The sequence below is a fragment of the Paenibacillus sp. FSL L8-0333 genome (assembly GCF_037965665.1).
Taxonomy (GTDB): Bacteria; Bacillota; Bacilli; order Paenibacillales; family Paenibacillaceae; genus Paenibacillus_AQ; species Paenibacillus_AQ odorifer.
Map to the genome: position 1 here is coordinate 6,493,079 of NZ_CP150186.1, position 21,703 is coordinate 6,514,781.

The following is a 21,703-nucleotide window of genomic DNA, read 5'->3' on the forward strand; positions in this document are numbered from 1 at the left end:
CGACTGAATTTTCAGTATTTTCTGTATTTCCTCCGTTTATCCCAATTTCCTTCACCTCTATTTTAGTTAGGTCAACTAATTATTAAACACTATATTATTTAGGCTACCTAATTATATTTTCGCCGGATTGCTTTGTCAAATTATGAATACGCTATCAATTATTACGAAAAAGAAAACTCCCCAGCACGAGTGCAAGGGAGTAGTTATCGGTTTATGTATTGCTCTGTATTTTAAGGATTGAATAGATGTTTTCATCCCTTAGAACCAAGCTCCGTGCTCATAGGTTGTAATGCCTCCATTACTTCCAGAGCCCACAGGTCCAATGATAATGAAGCTAAACAATGCTAACACGCTTACCATCATCAACAGTGATTTTTTCATTTTTTCTCACCCCCTTTACTAGTTCTCTATATTTATCCTGTTGAGAAGCAGTAGCGTAATCCCTGCTCGTCTCAAATAAAGTTATACAATTAATGAAATCTTTTCCGTTGTTTTGCTTTATAGATAACTCCAAAGATTTCAGAAGATAATCTACACCTGTGCTATAACATTGCTTATTTATTTCATAGATTGCTACTTGATAGTACAAACGAAATACACGATCTACATTATTAGGCTCCTGGAACCCTTCAAACCTCAACATTTCTCGTGAGAATCGTGTAAGTACACTGTCAGCAGAGAACCCGTAACGATTAGCAGCATCCATAATAGTTATAAGTCCAGCTAAGATTTCACCTGGGTGATCTGCTAAAAAGGCCGCGTAGGAAGATAGAACATCCACATTACCCATCAACAACTCAATTGTGAAACCATTGCCCATTGCGAATAACCGAAATTGTTCTACCGCCTGACGACCTTCTTCATTCATCATTTCAAACCAGCCAAGATCTGCGTAGCCTGCAGTATACTTTTTAGCTTCTTCATATTTACCTTGCTTGGTCAGCGAAATTGCTTTAAGCAAATACCCATGACCGTAATAAACCACTAGTGGACGTTCCGTATGAAGAACTTCCTTACGTTTATCCACATTACTTCGCAGTTGCTCGCGGTAAACAGCATTAGCCAGCGTTCTTAGCTCATCAGCGAACGACTCCATTTTATTCCAACGACGAAGATCGAAACATAACTGTGTCAAAGTTAAGAGACCATCCAATTGCATATTTTCTGGTAGACGATTCCTGAAAGGTTCAAAAGTAATAACTGCATGTAACTTCTCGTCTGAATCGACGATGGATAAAATTGCTCTAAAAATACGATAATGACTTATTGCGAGCCGCTCCGAGTAACTGTCGGACTCATTCTCAGCTACAACTTTATAAAAAAATATCGATTCATCTATTTTACCTTTTTTAAACAATTTATCAGCTACCGAATAAACGATATCCAGAGACTTCGGATATTCCAGTAATCTGCTTAAAGTGTCCTCAATACAAGGCTGTTTGCCCAATTCAGCACAACGAATCAAAAAAGGCTCCACTCTACGGCGTGAGACCTTCTCATCATTGAAGCATTCATCAACATATAGAGGATATAACCAACCTTCTGGAAAACCAAAGGCTTTTATAATTGCATCTACTTGTCCCAAGGACATAGGCTTCGGCGGATTTCCATGCAGAATTGCACTGAGGCTGCCTCGATTCAGGCCACAAATTTTTGAAAATGAGGCGAGATTATGGCCGGAGCGGGACAAATTTTTCTCAATTTCTGAGCGTATAGTTGTTAACTTTCCCTCCACTCGGCACCCCCAAAGTTTGACTTGAAAAGATTCTATTAATTGACATTATAGGTGAAAGTTATGGATTGTACAACAAATAGATTGTACGACAAATAGAGGAGCCTAATACGCTCCTCTAGATCAGTAACATCTTCATAGTATTATAATTCTATGTTGTTGGTAGTTTAGCTAACAGTGATGGCGCTTTTGGAACTTCTACTATAGGATGTAATGCCGGCTTTCCGGTTGCGCAAATTTTCCATCATCTTATTTTGTGCCAGCAAAATATAGCTGTCTAATCGCTCACTAAGCTCTAAAACAGCACGGTCACTAAGACTCCGTTGCTCTGCAACCTCCAGCAATTCACATCTAAGACTCTCTATAGTTACAAGTAGCTCATCTTCTTTATAATCTTTTCTATGATTATTCTTGGAGGAATTTGGATTTTGTGTCACATCTCTCTCCTTCTCTCTATCAACATCTTCTCCTATCATAAGTCATGATACCAAAAAACATATTTTCAAAAAAAAGAAAAATTGTAGAGCTTCTAACAAAAACGGAATTACTATTTATTCAGAGTCCTCCGCATGCTGGTCAGGGAGCTCATTGGGATACTGTTCTCGCAAAAGTCCCTTTGCAAAAGAAATCCATTCGCGTGCCGCAAAAGATAAATAACGGTCTCTACGCCACGCCATAGCAAGCTGCCACGGAATTACCGGATCCGTCAAAGGCACAACAACTAACCGTGATCGATCCATATCCCGGCATATGGTCTCTGGCAGCAATGCGATTCCCATACCGGCAGCCACCATGCGGCTAATTAAGTCCCATTGGGAGCTCTCATAGATTACCTTAGGCTGAAATCCCGCCTTCACACATTCCGTAATAATCCGATCATGCAGCGTAAAATCCTCCCGGAACAGCACAAACTCCTCTTCGGCCAGTTCACTTAAAGGAACAAAGTCTGCACCGGCCAGCCGATGTCCTACAGGTAAAATAAGATTCAGCTTCTCTTCAACAAAAGTGAAACAATGAAGTTTGGCTGTATTTACAGGCAGCACAACCATTCCGATGTCCAGCAAGCCCGTTTCTACATCTTCTTCCACTTTTTTCGCGCCATCCTCATGCAGACGAATAGTAACCTGCGGATAACGTTTATGAAATTGACCAATCACCGAAGGAAAAAAGCTCGCCCCTACCATTGGAGGCAGACCGATGCGGATGTGGCCCTGCTCCAAATTTCGTAAGCTATCCAGCTCAGAAGACAAGCTGGCGAACGACTCCACGATATTTTGCGCTTTGGTGAACAGAATTTCCCCCGCATCTGTAAGCCGGACACTTTTCCCTTCACGGTAAAACAAATCCGCCTCCAGCTCGATCTCCATATTCCGGATCATTTTACTGATCGTTGGCTGAGAAATATATAAGGATTCGGCAGCCCGAGTAAAGCTTTTCATTCGTGCTGCTTGGACGAAATATTCTAATTGTCGGATATCCATCTTCCAACCTCCGATACATAGACAAAAGGAATGTCATTTATTCAATCTATTCATTTTACCTATGAAAACAATTGTTGTAAACTTTCATTATCATGAAAGGAGCGAAGCCTTATGAAAAAGATTGTTATAGGCTTGCTGCAGGTAGCGGGACTTACCCTATTCTCATTACTAATCAATGCTGTAACCCCATTATTGCATATCCCTATTCCCGGAAGCATACTCGGAATGATTATATTGTTTCTTTTGCTTGAGTTTGGTGTCATTCATCTGAATTGGGTTGAAGTTGGTGCTTCTTGGCTACTGGCTGAGCTCCTGCTGTTCTTTATTCCATCTGCTATTGGCGTAATGAAATACGCGAATATTCTGGAAACTGATGGTTTACGAATCCTCGCGGTGGTCATTTTGGGTACGATTGTTGTAATGGCCAGTTCCGGATTACTTACCAGTAGAATTTACAAAGCAAAGGAGCGGAAAGGATCATGTTAAACGCTCTGTTATTCTTCGGTCTTACGGTTGCTGTGTATCTACTGGCGAAACGCATTTATGCTTCTAGTGGCAAAGTGTACACCTCTCCATTGATCATTACACCAGTGCTTATGATTATCTTCTTACTCATCACAGGCATTACTTATGATTCTTACAATGCGGGAGGCAAATGGCTGACGGATTTGCTGCAACCGGCAACTATGGCCTTTGCAATCCCTTTGCATAAAAACTTCAAGGTGCTCAAAAAGCACGCCGCCGAAATTGCGGCAGGCGTGCTGTCAGGGACGATAACAGCGGTGATCTCTTCTATTCTGCTCGCCAAATGGCTGCATGTCAGCGGCGATCTGGCAGCCAGTCTGGTTCCACGTTCGGTGACTACGCCGATCGCTATGAGCATCTCGCAAAGTATCGGCGGTGTACCGAGTATTACTGCAGTCTTCGTCATCATTACCGGGATACTCGGTACAATGATGGGCCCTACAGTGCTCCGCATCTTCCGCATTGACAATGAAATCGCGCGTGGTGTATCGCTGGGAACCGCTGCGCATGGTACAGGAACATCCAAGGCCTTCGAGCTTAGTTCACTGACCGGAACCATCTCCAGTATTGCGATGATTCTGTCCGCGCTGTTATCCATAGGTGTGGCGCCAGCTTTACTCGCGGTATTCCTCCACTAGGCTAACCCAGCTTGAGCCAAGGACATGTCTCTTTAGCACATCTAAGGCGACATGTTCTTTTTTTAAGAGATCTAAACCTAGAATTTAACCGGAAGTCCACTTTGTGCTGAATCGTAAGCCGCGCAGGTTACTTTAAGCGTCTTGAATCCATCCTCATAGTCACTGAGAATACGTGAACGATCACCTGTCCGTACAGCATGCAGAAAAGCTTCACTTTCCACTAAATATGGATTTCCTGTGTTTTCAAATTCGGTGCTATTGCCACTTCGCACTTCCAAGAGACGATCCGGGTTCCAATCCAGCAATCCCCGATCATTATAGAAACTAAGTCCTACACTTCCCACCGGATCAGGCAGTACACATGTATTTGAAATATTAGCTATGATTCCATTCTCAAGCTTCAGAGATACGGTACCTACATCGGCTACGCTCACACCTTCATGCTGCTCATGCATAATTCGGTTTCCGAACATGCCGTATACTTCTTTTACCTCTCCTGCCAGATAACGCACTAAATCGACGATATGAGTAGTCTGCTCGGTGAACTGTCCTCCGGATTGCTCCTGATCACGCCACCAAGCTACGCCCGGCATGCCGCCCATCCACTGGCCCATAACCATACCGATCTTATCACCACGTAGTGTTTCCTTGAGCCGTCTGACATTCTCTTGATAACGGAAATGGTAACCTACCGAGGTCAATAAATTATGTTCTTTAATATCTTGCAGCAAGCTCGCAGGAATTTCAGTAGTCATACTAAGCGGCTTCTCTATAAAAAAAGGAATATCCCTCTTGATTAATGAACGTTCAATCGCACCATGAGATTGTGGAGGCACACAGATATAAACAGCATCAAGCGTCTCTGCATCCAACATCTCTGTAATATCACCATATCCAGCAGCTCCGTATGGACGTGCCATATCTTCGCCTTTGGCTTTACTGCTTCCACAGACTGCCTGCAACTGGACATCATCCATCCCTGCCAGCAAATCAGCATGTACCTTAGAGAACCAACCCGTACCCACAATACCCACTTTTAATGTCATATTATTTCCCCCTGCCGATTGATTATGAATACCCTTTCGTAGATTATAACCTCTTACGAGCGGATAAGATAATCTCTCCATTCTTCGGGGAGCAAATGCATATATGGACTCTGCAAAAAACGGTCATCAGCCAACACGATAATGCCCGTATCCGTCTCGCTGCGAATCAACCGGCCTCCGGCTTGCAGTACCTTGCACATTCCCGGATAGACATAGGCATAATCAAAGCCATTTTTTCCTCTGGCATTAAAATATTGACGCAGCAGATTGCGTTCAAGACCAAGCTGTGGCAGGCCAACGCCAACAACCATAACCCCATTGAGGCGATCCCCTGGCAGATCCACACCTTCTGAAAAAATTCCTCCAAGTACAGCAAATCCCAATAACGTCTCGTCATTGTCTGGACTAAATGCAGCTAAAAAACTTTCTCTAGCTTGCTCACTCATGCCCGTATCCTGCATCAATGTCCGGATTTCAGGGTAATTCTCCGTAAAGGCCTGATATACGTTTTGTAAATAGAGGTACGAAGGAAAAAACACCAGATAATTGCCCTTCTTGGAGACCATTTGGCTTAGTGCTTTAGTCAACGGAACTAGGGAAGCTTCCCGGTCATGATAACGTGTGGAGACAGGTAAGACGGTTACTTCCCACTGCTCCTTCTGAAAAGGAGAAGAAACAGTTAAACTGTAATCTTCCTCCACCGCACCAATCATATCCCGGTAGTAAGATAATGGAGAAAGTGTAGCTGAGAACAGGATCTGACTGCGAAAGCTCTTGGACATCTGCCGAAGCAGATGCGAGGGATCCAAATTGAATAACTTGAGATAGACATCCCCTCTACGAACCTCAGCATAGGTAATGTAGCGTTCATCATAGGTCTTAAAGGTGCGGAGCATTCCCTGAACTGCAAAATATGTATCCAAGAGGACATTTTCCCCTTCATCTTCTCCATTCAGAGAGACAATGCTGGAGCTGGGGTGAATAAGTTCCTGTTCCGCCTCCAAAGAAAATATCTCAAGCAAAGCTGGCAGCTCCTCCGGGAACGAGTCCCACTGCCCTTGCCCCTCTTCATTGCAAATTTTGCGAAGGGAGATGAAAAAAGCATTCACCGATTTAGCGGTTTTACTCAAACTCCGGTTCATTTCTTTATATTGGCGCTGGATCTCCAGGAAAGGGGCTTTCAGCAAAGAGGCGGAGAACATTTCCCGTCCCCGGTCTACCAGATTGTGTGCTTCATCTACTAGAAGTACCGTTTCTCTCTTTCTTTCCTCTGTTAGCCGTTTCAGACTGATGCGAGGATCATATATATAATTGTAATCGCAGATCACAGCATCACAGGCATAGGCCGCATCCAATGAGAACTCAAATGGGCACACTTTGTGTTTGTGAGCATACAGTGCAATGGTGTCTCTGCTCATGAGCGTCTCGTGCTCTAACAGATCCATCAACGCCTCGTTGATCCGGTCATAATAACCATCCGTATAAGGACAGGAATCCTTACCGCAAACCCCCTCTTCGCGAAAACAGGCCTTCTCTTTAGCGGTAATAGTGATGACATGCAGCTGAAGTCCCTGCGTTAGCAACAGCGAGATGGCTTCCTGCGCGGCAAAACGGGTAACCGTCTTTGCCGTTAAATAGAACAATCCCTTAGCTTGTCCTTCGCCCATCGCTTTAAGGACAGGAAACAACGTCGACATTGTTTTCCCAATACCTGTGGGTGCTTGAGCGAACAGACTGACCTTTTCCACGACGGACTTATATACGGCTCCTGCAAAATGACGTTGTCCCTTTCGATAAGAGGAGAACGGAAAGCTCAACTCCCGAAGACTCTGCTCCTTCTTAGCCTCATGATGAACCATCATCTCGGCGTACGGAGCATATCTAGCTACTGTGTCATTCACAAATGAAATCAGCTCTTCAAAAGACAACGTTCGGTACAAGCTTTTTTGCTCATCAGTGGCCCGGTGGACATAGGTAAGCTTAACCTGAATAGAAGAAAGCTCTTGCTCCAGAGCTATCATATATGCGTACATCAGCGCCTGTGCCCAGTGAACCTCATGTCCCTCATCCAGTAAATCCAGCAGTCCGGAGGTTGACTTGATTTCTTCGACCGTAAAGCTCCCATCCTCCGAGACAAGCAATCCATCACATCGCCCATCTACAACATAAAGCAGGTTTCCATAAGAAATTTCCGTTTTCAAATAAACCTCTTTGCGGTCACCTTCCTTATATTGCTTTTGGATTTTCTGATGAATTCTTGTGCCTTCGACCATAGCGCCCGTTCCATGAAAGCCAGGCTCAATGCTTCCGCTGCGAAAAACATATTCAACGAGAGTTCTAACTGATAAAGCTACTGTAGAGCCCATCCGGCATCACATCCTTTAATTTTCCATATATTCTTTTTGCTCCCAATCGCCATTTTAGTCCTGAATTCGTTGTATAACCCTGCATGAGAGCAGGAGCGTCAGCTTCAACCCTATGTGTTTAACTTTACGCGCTCCGCTAAGCTTATACTTAGGATCTCGATTTTTGACATTCTATAGCTAGCCCTGCATAATAAATTTTATTACTATGGAATTATTTTGTCTGGGGCGCTGTTTCTTCCTAGCCGGGAAATAGCGTTTTATCATGTAGAAAGAAGGCGAAGCTGTGTCATCCTTTAACTTTAAACAGTGGATCGTTAAACCTTTTGTGTTTTTCACAATAATTTTTATTCTAAAAGCTTTCTTGGCATGGGGCGTAATCTTTGACGATATATTGCCCTGGAAATCATTATTAACTGAAATCCCCTTTGCTTGGGCGCTCTTCTGTATCATTGAACGTTTTGGTTCCAAGCGCAAGCTCGGATATTACATGACCGTAAATTTATTAGTGACAGCCATTTTCTTCGCAGCCATTATGTATTTTAAATATTATGGTGTTATTGTGACTTACCATGCAGCGGAGCAGGTGAATCAAGTCACCGCCGTCAGCAACAGCGTATTCTCACTTATGGATCCATACTACCTGCTGATTTTTACAGACATCATTATTCTCGGAGTTTATTTCTTCTTTAATAAAAAAGGCCGGGTCTATAAGAAAGAGAATATCAACCGCCGCCGTGGCGGAAAACTTAAGTACAGCGTTCTGTTTGCAGTCTCACTTGCTTTATGCCTGTTCAACATCTTGCCTAATAAGGCCAGCATGAACGAAATTAAGAAAGCCCAGGAAATGGGAATTCTTAATTATGAAGCCTATACGATCTTCGCTAAAGAAGAGCCTGAGCTAGTCAATTCAAGTGACATTACACAAGATGCCATTAACAAATTGAAGGGGATTAATACTACGGCTAGTTCTCCACTTCAAGGCATCGCGAAAGATAAGAACCTTATTATTATTCAAATGGAATCTTTCCAGAATTTTTTGCTAGGACTTAAATTAGACGGTCAAGAAATCACACCGAACCTGAACAAGGTGATGAAGGACAGTCTTTACTTCCCTAATTTTTATCAAATGGTTGGTCAAGGGAATACGTCGGATGCAGAGTTCGTAGTTAATACTTCCTTCTACATCCCTCCACGTGGAGCGGCAACGATGTCCTATGTAGATAAGGTACTGCCGAGTCTGCCACGTGTGCTTAAAGAAAATGGTTATCAGACTGCAACCTTCCACACCAATGTCGTAGAATTCTGGAACCGCGGCGAGCTGTATGACTCCCTGGGCTTCGATCATTATTATGATCGCAAATTTTTTGGTGAAGATGATGTCTTTTTCTTTGGCGCTTCTGATGATACGCTCTACAGTAAGACAGCCGACAAACTAAAAGAAATGGACCAACAGGAGCAGCCTTTTTACGCTCAAGTCATTTCAATGTCAGCGCATCACCCTTTTACTATTCCGGAAGAAAAATACCGTATGGAGCTGCCAGAGCGTTATGAAGGTACTTTTGTTGGTGACTATATCCGTTCCCAGAACTATGCGGATGATGCTTTTGGACATTTTGTAGAAGAGCTTAAAGCGAAAGGTGTCTGGGACAATAGTGTAATCATGATTTATGGAGATCATATGGGATTGCCGATTTATTCCCTCGATCATGATGATAAAGAATTGATGACTGAAATCTATGGTCATGAATACAGTTATGCGGATATGATGAACATCCCTCTGCTTATTCATGCAGGTGATGGCGTAGCGCCGCAGACCATTGATGAAGTAGGCGGAGAAGTGGATATCATGCCAACCGCTGCAAGTCTGCTTGGGATTTCATTAGAGAATAACGTATATTTTGGTCAAGATCTACTCAGTCAGACTTATAATTTGCTGCCAGAACGATATTATTTACCTTCTGGTTCATTCATTGCCAGCTCAGGATTGCTTATTCCTGGTAACAGCTTTGAAGACAACACTCAGTACTCTATTTATAACGATGGAACAACACCAAGTGCCACTGAGGACGAATATAACCGTGCCTTGAGGCTTTTACAGCTTTCCCACAGCTATATCACTCAGTTGCCCGACAAACAACCTAAACAATAAATTACAGGGCGTAGGCAACCAACGAACAAAAACAGCAGAGCAGCGATTCCCCAATAATGGAGAACCGCTGCTCTGCTGTTTTTTATAAAGATATCCATTCCGAAGCTTAGCTGACTAACGCTCCTGATCCTCGATCATACGGTAATACTCTGCAAAGTTGCGTAGTTCTTCGGGCTTCAGTATGGACAAATGCTCAGCCAGCAGTTCTTTGGACCGGAAATGTCCTTCTTCCAGCACCTGCTGACCCTTCTCGGTGATCGTTACTACAACCGCTCTCCGATCCTTCCCATCCGGCTCACGCTTGATATAACCCAGCACCTCCAAACGGTCCAGCATCACCGTCACTGCACTGGATTTGACCTCCATACTTTCTGCCAGCTGTACCACCCGCGACTTCTTTTCTTTCGCTATCATATTTAACAGACCCATCTGAGGCACCGTAAGTCCGAGTTCTTTGTGCAAAGACATTTGAGACATAATCTTACGCTGTACTCTCCACATGGATAGTCCAAGACGATCAATTAACGGATCTATTTGATGTGGCATATTTGTTCAACCCCAATCCGTTTTTAATAACTCAAGCGTACCACTAGAACTGGTAATGATTCAATGGTTTTGTCTACTAAACCATTGAAAGCATGCTGGAAAGCGCAAACTTCCACGAATCTCCAATTTCCGACACAGAAATACTATATTCCATGTAAGGTTATGAGCATATCAATGCGATATAATCGTAGAGGTGAGAGCTATTATCACTGAGAACATAATTTGTCAAGGTTGGTGCGAAGAATGAAATTAGCAACTAAATTAACTTGGATGATGTTCATCGTCTTACTTCTTGTAGGATCATCCATCGGGTTCTTCGGATACCGTACAGCTTATAAGCAAGTAGACGAAGCCGCAGGTATCGAATTGGTAGGATGCGCTAATATTACAACCGGCCTGATTGACCCCGCAGATATTTCCGCATTGTTGGCAGGCGATCAAAGTAAACTGGAGGCTGTAGAGGATCGAATCGGTTGGATTGTGGCACATAAGGCTATTTTTAAAGAGGCATTCATCTTATCCTTAGACGGAAAAGTACTTGCCGCAGATTCAAGCTTCCAGGCTAGAGGTTATAAAGCAGGCGATACTTTTTATTTCCCAGATGAAGTTAAGCAACATATCACTCAGTCCAAGCATTCCTCCTACTCCAAGGTTTATACATACGAAGGTACCTCACTTAAGACAGGTTACGGCCCCATCTATCAGGATCATGATCCATCCAAACCTATAGTTGCGCTGATGGCTATTAATTTCGATGGCTCCATAATTCAAGAAAGAACCCAAGATATCATAGTTCAGCCCTTTATTATCGGAGCTTCCATTCTGGTTATAGCTATCGTGGCAGCTTATCTGTTAATCCGCCGAATGATAAGTCCGTTAACGAAGCTGTCTAAAGGGGTCAATCTTGTTGCACAAGGCGACCTTACTCATAATCCTATTTTATTCAACAGTAAGGATGAGATTGGTACATTAGCCCGTAATTTTAATGACATGACCCAAAGCCTGCGCTTGCTTATTACCGAGGTCAATGAGACCTCCATGCAGGTAGCTTCCTCGTCCGAAGAGCTCTCTGCCAGTGCACAGGAAACCAACCGGGCCGGTGAGTACAGCGTCAATGTTACAATTGAGCTTGCGGATAGCGCGAATTCACAGCTGCAGAATATGGAGGGCGAATATAAGTCTGTACAGGACCTGTCTCGCTTCATCACAGAGATTGCAGGCAATGCAGATAACGCGATGAATAATGCGGTCAGCAACGCTAATAAAGCCCGTACAGGCCGTGAAGCAATGGATTCCACCACACAGCAGATGAGAGTCGTAAGTGACAGCATTACCGACCTAGCAATCATTATTGAAACCTTGGGTGGTTATTCCAAAGAAATCGAAAATATCGTGGGTACTATTGCCAGCATCGCAGAGGAAACCAATCTCCTGTCCCTAAATGCAGCGATTGAAGCCGCAAGAGCTGGAGAAGAAGGAAGAGGGTTTGCGGTCGTTGCCCATTCCGTGCGTAAGCTTGCTGAGCGTTCAGCCCATTCCGCTGCGCAAATTGGCCAGCTGGTAAACATCATCGTGAACCAGATGGATCAAGCAGGAGAAACAATGAAACGCTCTACAGAAGAGATGGAGCACGGCAGAGAAATGATTGCCACGGCAGGCCAGTCCTTCTCGGAGATAGAAATGTCTGTCTCGGGAATGGCCTCACAAAGTCAGCAGATCTCCGGAACAGTTCGACAGCTTTCGCTAATTTCCGACCGTATCGTTACAACCCTTCAGAATATCGTAAATGTCGCTAATCAGACAGCCAGCAGTGCAGAGACATTATCCGCTTCCTCAGAAGAACAGCTTGCCGCAATGGAAGAAGTTGAGTCTGCAGCAGCTTTCCTGTCCTCACTAGCTGAGAAGCTGCAAATTCTGATTGAACGATTTAAGGTTTCTTAATAGCAAAGGGGCTAGCGTCCAAGCAGAGAAATTCTGCTTAGACGCTAGCCCCTTGTTCTATGTATTGAGATCATCTGTCACGATACTGCTGTATTCGCTATAAACCACTGGCCCAGCTCATGCACCGGCATTGGCCGCCCATAATAATAACCCTGCATCACTCTGCAGCCTAAGGATTGCAGCAGCTCAATCTGCTCTGGTGTCTCCACACCTTCCGCCACGACCTCCATATTAAGATTGGTGGCAATCGCAATGATATTACTGATAATGGCTTTCTTGGAATGCATCTTGCTCTTACGAATAAATACCTGGTCAATTTTGAGTGTGTTGACTGGAATCTCATCTAAATTACCAAGGGACGAAAAGCCTGTCCCAAAGTCATCCAGTGATACCCTTACCCCAAGTGCCCGAAGTCTGGAGAGCTGCGCAACCGTCTCTTCCATGTTATTCATCGCAATGGACTCTGTAATCTCCAGTTCAAGGAAATGTGGTTCTAGGCCTGAACGTGTGAGTGCTTCTTCTACGACATCGTATAAGCCCCCACCCTCAAACATCCGCGCTGACATATTAATAGAGACTGCGACATTTGCTATCTCTTCCTTATGCCAAAGCATGTTCTGGCTGCATACATCATGCAGCATCCAATAGGTAATAGGGACAATTAGTCCCGTTTCCTCTGCGATGGGAATGAATTCTGCGGGGGAAATTATCCCATGTTCAGGGTGCCGCCAACGCAGCAGTGCTTCAAGACCAACCGTAACATTCATATAAGAATCCCATTTCGGCTGGTAAACAACCATAAACTCGGAGCGTGCCAGCGCTTTACGAAGATCCTTCTCCAGCGACATCCGTCGCAGCTGATGGCGGTTCATCTCCTGATCGAACACACTGAATTTATTCTTACCCGAATCCTTAGAGGTATAAAGAGCTGTATCGGCTGCCTTCATTAATGCTGAGCGGTCAGTTCCATGCATAGGGGTCATACTGATCCCCACACTTGCAGTAACATATAGCTCATTACCCTGAATGCTGTAGTATTTCTTAAGTTCATATAAAATGTGCTCTGCTTCCTCTTGCGCATCCTCCACAGTACAATCTGGAAGAGCGATCAGGAATTCATCTCCGCCCAAACGAAAGACCTTGCCTTTACTTCCTACAGAGCGTCTTAATCTTATAGCGACCTCTCGCAGTAACAAGTCCCCTATATCATGTCCAAGCGTATCATTAATCGACTTAAACCGATCCAGATCCACAAAAAATACGGCGCCGGATCTACTCCCGAAAAATTCATCTTTAAAATAACGTACCAGACCATGTCTGTTCGGAAGATCAGTTAGTGGATCATAATAAGCCATCCGTTCCAGCACATGCCGGTCCAGAAATACAGCACCACCAGAAATCGCAAGCATAAATAGCGTTACCAAGGATACTCCCATTAAAAGAATAACATCAGTCTCCATAAAAAAAGTTGTATTGCCTAGCAGACCGTTATATTCAAAATGAGTCGCCCTTACACTCGTATAATGCAATCCAGTCACCGAAAATCCGATAAAGAGAGCAGAGTATAACTTCCAGCGGTTAAAACCCACATAGTCTTTAAACTTGTGAAATAGAAATAATCCGATAAAAGACGAGAGCATAACGAGGATTACAGCACATGTCTGAGTCCATATCTCATAATGGATCTCCGCTGCGATCTTCATGGAGGACATCCCGATATAATGCATAGCAGAGATCCCGCTGCCCAGTAGAACACCACTAACTATTAAACAACTTTTTCTTAAACGTGGCACAAACGTAATCCGGAATGCCGAATAGCAGCACAATACACCAACCAATAACGATAATACAGCCCTGCCTGGATAATAATTCACGCTAAAAGGAAAACGGCTCGCCATAATCCCTACATAATGTATCGACCATATGCCACTGCCGAGTACACATGCCCCCGATATTAACCATAAGCGACGAACTTTCCCAAACGAGCGAGGGACTTGCGAGATCAGATTCAGCGCGGAATAAGCTGCAGTCGCCGCTAGCGCAAATGATAGTAAAACAATCCAAACGTTATAGTGGATTCCCATTTTATCCATTAGTTAACCTCTTCACCGGTTTTGAATACCGTAATCGCTGCAGCGTATTTCTCAAGTAAAAAATCAGTACACGAATATCAGATAAATGGAAGAGTGCGTAAAGATTATAGGTTATCCCTGAAAAGCAACTTTAGATGTATTCTACCTTGTATTCAGCCGATTGTCTAAGAAAATACTGGAATTTATACCCTTTTTTTATGTCGGCAAAAAATGTCCATATTTGACGCATTCACTCACCCCGGAAAGTTGGATATGTGACCTGTGGTTGATGGGGTTTTGGGGAAGGTCTTTCGCCATAACCATTGATTCAAAACTACCAGAACTAACAGATAGATGTAAATTCCTCCGGTAAATAAAGTGAAGACATAGTGAATACCCGCCATCCCCATCAGCAAAAACATAAGCATGAAGGCGACTCCAGTGTAATCCTTTTGTTTGGCTGCCTCATAACGCTCTGAAAAAGGTAAGCTCCGCGGATAAACACGAAAGCAGATGACTGAGAAAATCAGCATGGCGAATAATACCACTACTAAATCAGGTACAATGTGCACACCGAACAACAGAATGAACAATACCGCATCTACAGCAAATAAAGGTAAGACTAGCCGCAGCAGCGCCGCCTTAAGCATCCCACGGTAAATAGGCGTGCTATCGGGTAAAGGAATCAGCCTATAAATCCAAGCTCCTTTATAACTTGTAGAGTAGCGTAGCATCTGTATTACAGTCTGCATTAACATCGTGCAGAAATAGATTAACAAGTACACTTTTGAACCTTTAAGGGAACCATCATAACTATTCTGTAATATACCAAATATAAAAATAAACGGGAATGCGATAGAAAAGCCAAGTGCAGGATAGACCTTCAGCTTAAAATCGCGCTCATTCTTCATCATGGACCAAGTAAACCGAAAGAAAATTCCCTCTGCCGGTTCCTTACATACTCTGCGAGAGAGCCACTCTGCGATCTGGCCCTTGTCTTTTCCACCGGAGCCTTGCTCTGCCAGCTTTTGCAAATTCCGCTCAAACTGTGGCATCAGCTTAATATAAGCTACGATCAGTACAAGTGGGGTTATCAAAGCCAGCAATGAGAGAATGAAGTAATAGGGTTCTCTCGCTCCACCAAGCAACAGTTCAAACGGAGCCGCGAACCAAACCGGAAAAATAAAGTACTGCCACCAAGCAGGATGATAAGCAGCACCAAGCTCAGTGAGGTTGAACAACCTGGAGATGAATTGATAGCCCACCATTATTCCGATCGTTAGAAGGATTTGCGTATAATTTATAATATCCTTGAGCTTCTCCCCATCAAAAAACCGCATGATCATCAGGTAGAGCAGTGCAGTTATTACGAGGATAAAACAGTCTAACAAGACAATTGTCACCGCATACATCAGAAAAAAAGCGATCCCCTGCTTAAATAGGCTAAATACCAAAGATGGACCAGTGATCGACAATGTAACTGTCCCTAAGTAGAGAAGAACGTGGATACTTTTGGCCATATTTAAGGTGGTTCGGTTGACGGGTTTGGAAAAAAGAATATTTTTATCACGTAAATCAAGCATTACTGAAGAAAAATCAGAGATCAGGGTTGTGGAGACAAAAAACATAATGATCCCAAAGGTTAAGCTCATTTGCAGCATATAGTGATCATTGGATAGCGTTAGCGGAATTAATATTAAACCAAACAGTAAGTAAATCCACTGCAATCGCAAAGGCGAACCTTCTTTAACGTTCTCCTTTTTCTGCATACCTGCAAGCGCTGTAGGCGTTCTTCTTCCGTCCATGGTCAGTTTGATCTGCAGAATACTCCGCATGGTGTCATAATCGACTCCAAATCTTATAAATGCACCCCGCAGCTTATCCAACAGCCTCAGCACGAAGAAATCAGTCATAAGAGGATACCTCTTGCTCTTGCATGACCGCAACAAATTCACCAGCGATATCACGGTATTTATCAAATCCGGTTAATTGATTGAAAATATCTTCAAGCGTCCCTTCGCGGCCTTTCTCCTTCAGCTCCGCAAAACTTCCGTCCGCCACAATATCCCCGCCATCAATCAAAATGATCCGGCTACTGATTTTCTCAACCACATCCATGATATGTGAGGAGTAAAAAATGGTCTTCCCCCGTGCCGCCAGCGATGCAAAAATCTCCTTCACTATCATCACGCTATTAGCATCCAAACCACTCAGCGGTTCATCCAGGAATAAAATATCGGGGTCATGCAGCATGCTGGAGATAAGCAGCACCTTTTGCTTCATCCCTTTTGAGAACGAAGAAATCCGCATATCGTAAGACTTCTCCAAACCTAGCAGTGTGGTTAATTTTTTGGCCTTGTAGTCCGCCTCCGCACGACCTAGCCCATACAGCTCGCCAACAAAGGTTAGATACTCTCTTGCAGTGAGGCTATCATATAATTCGGCTACCTCCGGCACATAACCTATACGTTTCTTGTAAGAAACATCTCCATCAGCAATATCCTTACCGAAAATCTCCACTTTACCGTTATATCCTTCTACCAAACCGAGCATAATCTTCACCGTTGTACTCTTACCTGCCCCGTTAGGGCCGATATAACCAATAATTTGTCCTCTATATACCTTAAGATCAATTCCCTTTAGCACCATTCGGTCTGTATAGTTCATCCATAAACCTGAAATCGCTATGACCGGATCGTCAGCTAAACCCATATCTCAGTCCCCTTTCTAGTAACTAATCAATAATGTGAAATATTACTACTTTATGTAATTACAATAATTGTATCATTTAGTAGAATCCTCTTCCATGATTTAGTCTGCTAATCTTATGTCTAGTTAAAAAAAGAGTGGCCATTAGGCCACCCCCTAGAGATTTATAGCGAAAGGCAGCGCCACCGATGCCACGAAATGGCTGTTGGCACCCCCTTTATTTTAGTAAACCGGGCTAAGATCAGAGTCCGTTTGGTGGGGTAGCATTTTTGCGTAAGAGAGCGAGCACGCTATCGGACACAGCTGACCTTATACGCGGATTTTTACCACATTTGGAGTGCTAAAGGACCCCATAGTCGCTATCAGCATGAAAAACACCATAAACGCACCTTTTTCTAAGCGATAGCGTCGCTGGAGTCCGAAACTATGCCCCAAAGGCTGGAATGTGGAAAATAACGTCATCTGGGTCCGAAAGTCGCGCCGATAATGAATGAGCTGCTGAATCAAGCGGGCAAGAGGGCAAGCGTGCAAGCGGACAGGGCAAGGGCAACCAGCCAGCTAACAAACAAAAAAACAGAGCGGCGATACTCCAATAAAAGAGGAATCGCTGCTCTGCTGTCTTAGCCGAGTCGCCGCACTCATAGTTGAACGCTACTTACGTGACGTCCGCTATGTCTTAGTCGCTGATTATTTGGATAGCAAATTGTAAATAACCTGTGCTGCTTCTGCTCTTGTAGTGACTTCCTCCGGATTGAGTTTACCGTTCGCTCCGGTCACTACGCCTCTCTCTACCAGCGCTTGAAGGGCTTCTTGTGCATAACCAGCGATCTGTCCAGCATCACTAAAGCCGGAAAGCGTGGCCGCTGTTTTCTCAGATGGCAGTTCACCTAGCGCTACAAGCGAGCGGTACAAGAGTGTAAATAGCTCCTGCCTAGTGATCTGAACCTCTGGCTGGAATTGATTATCTCCCGAACCCGTTGCTACCCCAAGGCGCTTAGCTGCAGCAAGATAATTCGTATAATACGTATTGCCCGCATCTGCAAAATTATCTGCGGCAACCTCATCTGGTGCGATGTCATATGCCTTAAGCAACAGGACGATGAACTGCCCTCTGGTTATTGCGGCATTAGGACTGTAATGCTCAGCATCCGTACCAGATGTGATACTGCGTGCTGCCAAGAAACCTACTGCATGGCTATACCATGAGGCATCTGGAACATCTGCAAAGCTCACTTGATTATATCCAATAATATATTGGGAGAAATGTGTGGTTACGAAATCTACAGTTCCCTTAGCGGTATTGTAATTTCCACGTACATTGTCCAAACTTCCAGTGCTGTTAATGTGATACACAATAACCGCATCTGACCGTTCTCCCGCTTGCAGCACGTACGGTACGCTGACACGAACACTGCCCCCACCGAAGGTGGAAATCGTGCTTTCACCCGCTATAACCGACAAGTCATAAACCGGTCTGTCTCCGAGAACAGCCTTGCCTTCTGCCGTTAATGACACCTTCGCGATTCTAATAATGATTTCTCCGGCATCTGAAGCTGCACTAATGCTTGCCAATGATTTGGCATCAAACGTAATCGTACCCACATTCTCATAATCAATGGTAATCTCCGCCTTCGTTCCGGCGGCTAACTCATTAATTATGCTTCTTGGAAGAGTAAGTTCAGCGGTTTGAGTATCTGAAGTAGCTGCAACACTAATTTCAAGAACAGCTTTCTTCCCATCAGCTTCTGCCTTCTTAGCGAGACTCACGAATTCAGCAGCCGTTTCTTTTGTGATCGTTGCAGTAGTCACTCCTGTGGTTTTATCCGTTTTAGTTGCTGCTGTTGCTGATAGGTTCACGGTACTCCCTGCTGTTGCCGTAGCAACCAGTTGAGGGCTTGCCGATGGTGTTGGTGTAGTCGTGCTCGGTGTAGAATTGCCACCCGATCCACCCGATCCACCTGTTCCACCTGTTCCAGGATCTGAAATAGGCACATAGGCCGGAACAACAATGTCAGTCGCTGGACTTGCCTTATAACCTTCTTTGGCTGCGTATCTCACTTGATACGTGCCCGGTATTAATCCTGTGATTTCTTTATCTGGTGCATACACATAATTAGTTACACTCGACAGCTTATATTCTAAGGCTGTCGTGGTTCCCGTAATTCTTCCATCATTGTTCGCTGCTGAGGTAGGAGCAACTCCCTGTAACCCAGTTGGAGCTGCTTGTTCCGCAGTGAATGCTGGAACGATTACTTCTGCTGCTCTACCCGCGTTAAATCCTTCTTTAGCTGCGTATCTTACCTGATAGATACCCGGCACCAGTCCAACGATCTCTACATCTGATGCGTAGACATAATCGGTAACCGTAGACAGCTTATATTCCAGCGCTTTCGTAGTTCCTATAATTTTACCGTCGTCATTGGCTGCACTGGTTGGTGCTATACCTACTAATCCTGTAGGTGCCGCTTGCTCACCATATGCCGGGACTTCAACTGTAGCGTCTTTACCTACGCTGTATCCCTCTTTTGCCGCATATCGCACATTATAGAAGCCCGGAGTAAGACCAGTGATAGCTGTACCTGTTACAGGCTTATAATCAGCTTCTCCAACGCCTTTATACTCCTGTCCTTCAGCAGAACCCGTAATTTGCCCATCATCATTAGCTTCAGAAGTAGGTGCTACGCCTACCAGTCCTGTCGGGGCTGCTTGTTGATGGGTGTAAGCAGGAACTTCCACACTTACGTCTTCGCCAGCATTATAAGGAATGATTGTGGGTCCAGCTGCGGAAGTTGGCCCTTGATAGCCCGATGTAGCGGCATATCTTACCTTATAAACACCAGGTGCAAGCCCTGTAATGGCTGATCCCGAAGCTGGGGTGTAAGCCTCGTCTCCAGCAAGCTTAAATTCCAATGCTGCACTGGTGCCTACAATTTGCCCATCCTTATTGTCGGCCGCTGTTGGTGCTACACCGGTAAGTCCTGCCGGCACAGCTTCGAGTCTGGAGAATATTTTATCCAGCGCTGTTGTAGTGTTATTGTATCTGGCTCCGATTGGGTAATTAGCCTGCACGTAATCCGGTTGGATATTCGTCCAGCTGTACATAAGTTCAACATGCCCTAGAATCGGTGAGTTTTTGCCTCCTGCATCCTTGTTGTCCTTGTTATAAGTGAACAGATATGGAACTTGAAGTCTGTCTCCGCTCACGGTGTTTCCAAGTCCATCTACATAACTAATTACAGTTGGTTTGGCAGCTGAATTGTTTTCGGTCTTGATATTGGTCAGATAAGTACGAACCAGATCAACATAAAGCTGCGCATACGGATGATTAGTGGTTCTAATCTGAAGCTCATTATTATTATGCGGATTTGCACTGCCCTTAGTGCCGCTGTTGTTATTAGGCTCAGCAACGGTCACACCAGCATCCAACTTAGTGTCGAAGAAGTAGATCTTATTGATATTATGTTTTTTGGCATATTCGTTGATATATTTAATCACCGCTTGCGTGTTAGGGCACCACGACCCGCCTAACAAAATCGCATAGTTTCCCTCACTCGCTAAAATTTGCTTCAGCTGATGATAGGTCACATGTTCATAAACAAGCGTGCCATCCGCTTCGTTGAAGATCGTAGGTTTTCCCTCATTTTCCCCTTCATAGTTCTTATTAAATGCAGCCTTGATATAAGCCGACTCGTCGATAGTGTCATATCGGGAAGCGGCACCCAGCACCTCACTTACTGATGTTTTATACGCATTAACCTTCGCCGCATCAAGTGTTCCGTTCGTCAGGAACTCATTCCACGAATAGCTCTTATCCAGGTAGGATACGACAGGAGCACTATTTCCCTGTGCATCCTTGTGATCCTTGTTGTATACCAATAAGAATGGAGACTCGAGCTTGTTAGCAGTCACAACTTCCCCGTTTTTATTGGTATAGCTGACATTGCGTTCTGGATCATCTTTGGAAGACAGATTTAAATTCTTCAAATACTTGTTGACCAGATCAACATATTTATAGGCAAATTTATTATTGCTGTCTGCAATCTGAAGGGTGTCCCCGTCCAGCTTAGTATCAAAGTTATAAATCGTAGAGATGCCATATTCCTTGGCTGCCTCGTTGATAAAGCCGATATCGGCCTGTGTATTCTCGCTCCAAGCGCCGCCAACCAGAACAGCGTATGTGCCTTCACTCTCAAAAAGATGAACGATATCTTCATACGTTGCTGTTTTAAATACATGGTTAGCATCATTTAGACGGTCATAGACATGACTGAAATAGTCAAACTGGTTAACGCCGCCTTGGGAAGAGGTTATCGCTTCTGCGGTATCCGGATTAGCATAAGCTCTTCCTGCCTGAGTAGGCAGGATTAGCAGGGAGGCTGCCAGCAGCAGCGTTACAATTTTTTTGAAGGTTAATGGTCGTATCATTATGTGCACCTCGCCTTAAATAGGTTTATGGGATGAATGGGCTGAAAGGAATCCTGAATGAGCCTGCTGCTCA

14 protein-coding genes are annotated in these 21,703 nt (G+C 44.2%); 4 read left to right on the forward strand and 10 right to left on the reverse strand.

What is annotated here, in order from left to right; genetic code table 11:
• Positions 1-334: 334 nt before the first annotated feature.
• From NYE72_RS28965 to NYE72_RS28975, 3 genes are all read right to left on the reverse strand, one after another.
• Positions 335-1,735, reverse strand: coding sequence for a DNA-binding protein (locus NYE72_RS28965; RefSeq protein WP_076123994.1), 1,401 nt, complete (start codon positions 1,733-1,735; stop codon positions 335-337).
• 164 nt (positions 1,736-1,899) lie between these two features.
• Positions 1,900-2,169 (reverse strand): aspartyl-phosphate phosphatase Spo0E family protein, encoded by a 270-nt coding sequence (locus tag NYE72_RS28970; protein WP_036682005.1) that lies wholly within the window; start codon positions 2,167-2,169, stop codon positions 1,900-1,902.
• A gap of 114 nt (positions 2,170-2,283) precedes the next feature.
• Positions 2,284-3,213 carry a LysR family transcriptional regulator gene (locus NYE72_RS28975; RefSeq protein WP_036682015.1) on the reverse strand — a complete coding sequence of 310 codons (930 nt, stop codon included), beginning with the start codon at positions 3,211-3,213 and terminating at the stop codon, positions 2,284-2,286.
• A gap of 111 nt (positions 3,214-3,324) precedes the next feature.
• Here NYE72_RS28975 and NYE72_RS28980 point away from each other — a divergent pair, with 111 nt between their 5' ends.
• Complete coding sequence (locus NYE72_RS28980) at positions 3,325-3,699, forward strand: CidA/LrgA family holin-like protein (protein ID WP_036682017.1); 375 nt, start codon at positions 3,325-3,327, stop codon at positions 3,697-3,699.
• A complete protein-coding gene (locus NYE72_RS28985) occupies positions 3,693-4,376 on the forward strand; it encodes a CidB/LrgB family autolysis modulator (protein WP_036682019.1) in 684 nt (227 codons plus the stop codon). The genes NYE72_RS28980 and NYE72_RS28985 overlap by 7 nt, the downstream gene beginning before the upstream one ends.
• Before the next feature lie 77 nt (positions 4,377-4,453).
• Here NYE72_RS28985 and NYE72_RS28990 read toward each other — a convergent pair whose 3' ends face one another.
• Both NYE72_RS28990 and NYE72_RS28995 read right to left on the reverse strand, forming a co-directional pair.
• Positions 4,454-5,422, reverse strand: coding sequence for a Gfo/Idh/MocA family oxidoreductase (locus NYE72_RS28990; protein WP_038573694.1), 969 nt, complete (start codon positions 5,420-5,422; stop codon positions 4,454-4,456).
• Between the two features lie 53 nt (positions 5,423-5,475).
• The gene (locus NYE72_RS28995; protein ID WP_076274841.1) at positions 5,476-7,788 is read right to left on the reverse strand and encodes a helicase C-terminal domain-containing protein; all 2,313 of its coding nucleotides are present in this window, start codon (positions 7,786-7,788) and stop codon (positions 5,476-5,478) included.
• A gap of 283 nt (positions 7,789-8,071) precedes the next feature.
• Here NYE72_RS28995 and NYE72_RS29000 point away from each other — a divergent pair, with 283 nt between their 5' ends.
• Complete coding sequence (locus NYE72_RS29000; protein ID WP_038573700.1) at positions 8,072-9,937, forward strand: LTA synthase family protein; 1,866 nt, start codon at positions 8,072-8,074, stop codon at positions 9,935-9,937.
• Between the two features lie 114 nt (positions 9,938-10,051).
• Here NYE72_RS29000 and NYE72_RS29005 read toward each other — a convergent pair whose 3' ends face one another.
• On the reverse strand, positions 10,052-10,483 hold the full coding sequence (locus NYE72_RS29005) for a MarR family transcriptional regulator (protein ID WP_051491215.1): 432 nt from the start codon (positions 10,481-10,483) through the stop codon (positions 10,052-10,054).
• Positions 10,484-10,726: 243 nt separating this feature from the next.
• Between NYE72_RS29005 and NYE72_RS29010 the strand changes: the two genes are divergently transcribed.
• Positions 10,727-12,424, forward strand: coding sequence for a methyl-accepting chemotaxis protein (locus tag NYE72_RS29010; RefSeq protein ID WP_076145420.1), 1,698 nt, complete (start codon positions 10,727-10,729; stop codon positions 12,422-12,424).
• Positions 12,425-12,501: 77 nt separating this feature from the next.
• Here the strand turns inward: NYE72_RS29010 and NYE72_RS29015 are convergent, their stop codons facing one another.
• The 4 genes from NYE72_RS29015 to NYE72_RS29030 all read right to left on the reverse strand — a co-directional run bounded on the left by NYE72_RS29015 (position 12,502) and on the right by NYE72_RS29030 (position 21,630).
• Positions 12,502-14,517 (reverse strand): EAL domain-containing protein, encoded by a 2,016-nt coding sequence (locus NYE72_RS29015; protein ID WP_038573706.1) that lies wholly within the window; start codon positions 14,515-14,517, stop codon positions 12,502-12,504.
• 233 nt (positions 14,518-14,750) lie between these two features.
• The gene (locus NYE72_RS29020) at positions 14,751-16,409 is read right to left on the reverse strand and encodes a hypothetical protein (protein ID WP_052097381.1); all 1,659 of its coding nucleotides are present in this window, start codon (positions 16,407-16,409) and stop codon (positions 14,751-14,753) included.
• Positions 16,402-17,208, reverse strand: a complete 807-nt coding sequence (locus NYE72_RS29025) for an ABC transporter ATP-binding protein (RefSeq protein WP_036682032.1) — start codon at positions 17,206-17,208, stop codon at positions 16,402-16,404. Before NYE72_RS29025 ends, NYE72_RS29020 begins: the two co-directional genes overlap by 8 nt.
• Before the next feature lie 684 nt (positions 17,209-17,892).
• Positions 17,893-21,630, reverse strand: a complete 3,738-nt coding sequence (locus NYE72_RS29030) for an S-layer homology domain-containing protein (RefSeq protein ID WP_076274842.1) — start codon at positions 21,628-21,630, stop codon at positions 17,893-17,895.
• Positions 21,631-21,703: the final 73 nt, after the last annotated feature.

Excerpts from the sequence above, each read along its gene's own strand:
- NYE72_RS28985 (WP_036682019.1), top strand. The coding sequence starts at position 3,693 with ATGTTAAACGCTCTGTTATTCTTCGGTCTTACGGTTGCTGTGTATCTA.
- NYE72_RS28980 (WP_036682017.1), top strand. The coding sequence starts at position 3,325 with ATGAAAAAGATTGTTATAGGCTTGCTGCAGGTAGCGGGACTTACCCTA.
- NYE72_RS28995 (WP_076274841.1), bottom strand. The coding sequence starts at position 7,788 with ATGGGCTCTACAGTAGCTTTATCAGTTAGAACTCTCGTTGAATATGTT.
- NYE72_RS28990 (WP_038573694.1), bottom strand. The coding sequence starts at position 5,422 with ATGACATTAAAAGTGGGTATTGTGGGTACGGGTTGGTTCTCTAAGGTA.
- NYE72_RS29025 (WP_036682032.1), bottom strand. The coding sequence starts at position 17,208 with ATGGGTTTAGCTGACGATCCGGTCATAGCGATTTCAGGTTTATGGATG.
- NYE72_RS29030 (WP_076274842.1), bottom strand. The coding sequence starts at position 21,630 with ATGATACGACCATTAACCTTCAAAAAAATTGTAACGCTGCTGCTGGCA.
- NYE72_RS29010 (WP_076145420.1), top strand. The coding sequence starts at position 10,727 with ATGAAATTAGCAACTAAATTAACTTGGATGATGTTCATCGTCTTACTT.
- NYE72_RS29015 (WP_038573706.1), bottom strand. The coding sequence starts at position 14,517 with ATGGATAAAATGGGAATCCACTATAACGTTTGGATTGTTTTACTATCA.
- NYE72_RS29005 (WP_051491215.1), bottom strand. The coding sequence starts at position 10,483 with ATGCCACATCAAATAGATCCGTTAATTGATCGTCTTGGACTATCCATG.
- NYE72_RS28975 (WP_036682015.1), bottom strand. The coding sequence starts at position 3,213 with ATGGATATCCGACAATTAGAATATTTCGTCCAAGCAGCACGAATGAAA.
- NYE72_RS29020 (WP_052097381.1), bottom strand. The coding sequence starts at position 16,409 with ATGACTGATTTCTTCGTGCTGAGGCTGTTGGATAAGCTGCGGGGTGCA.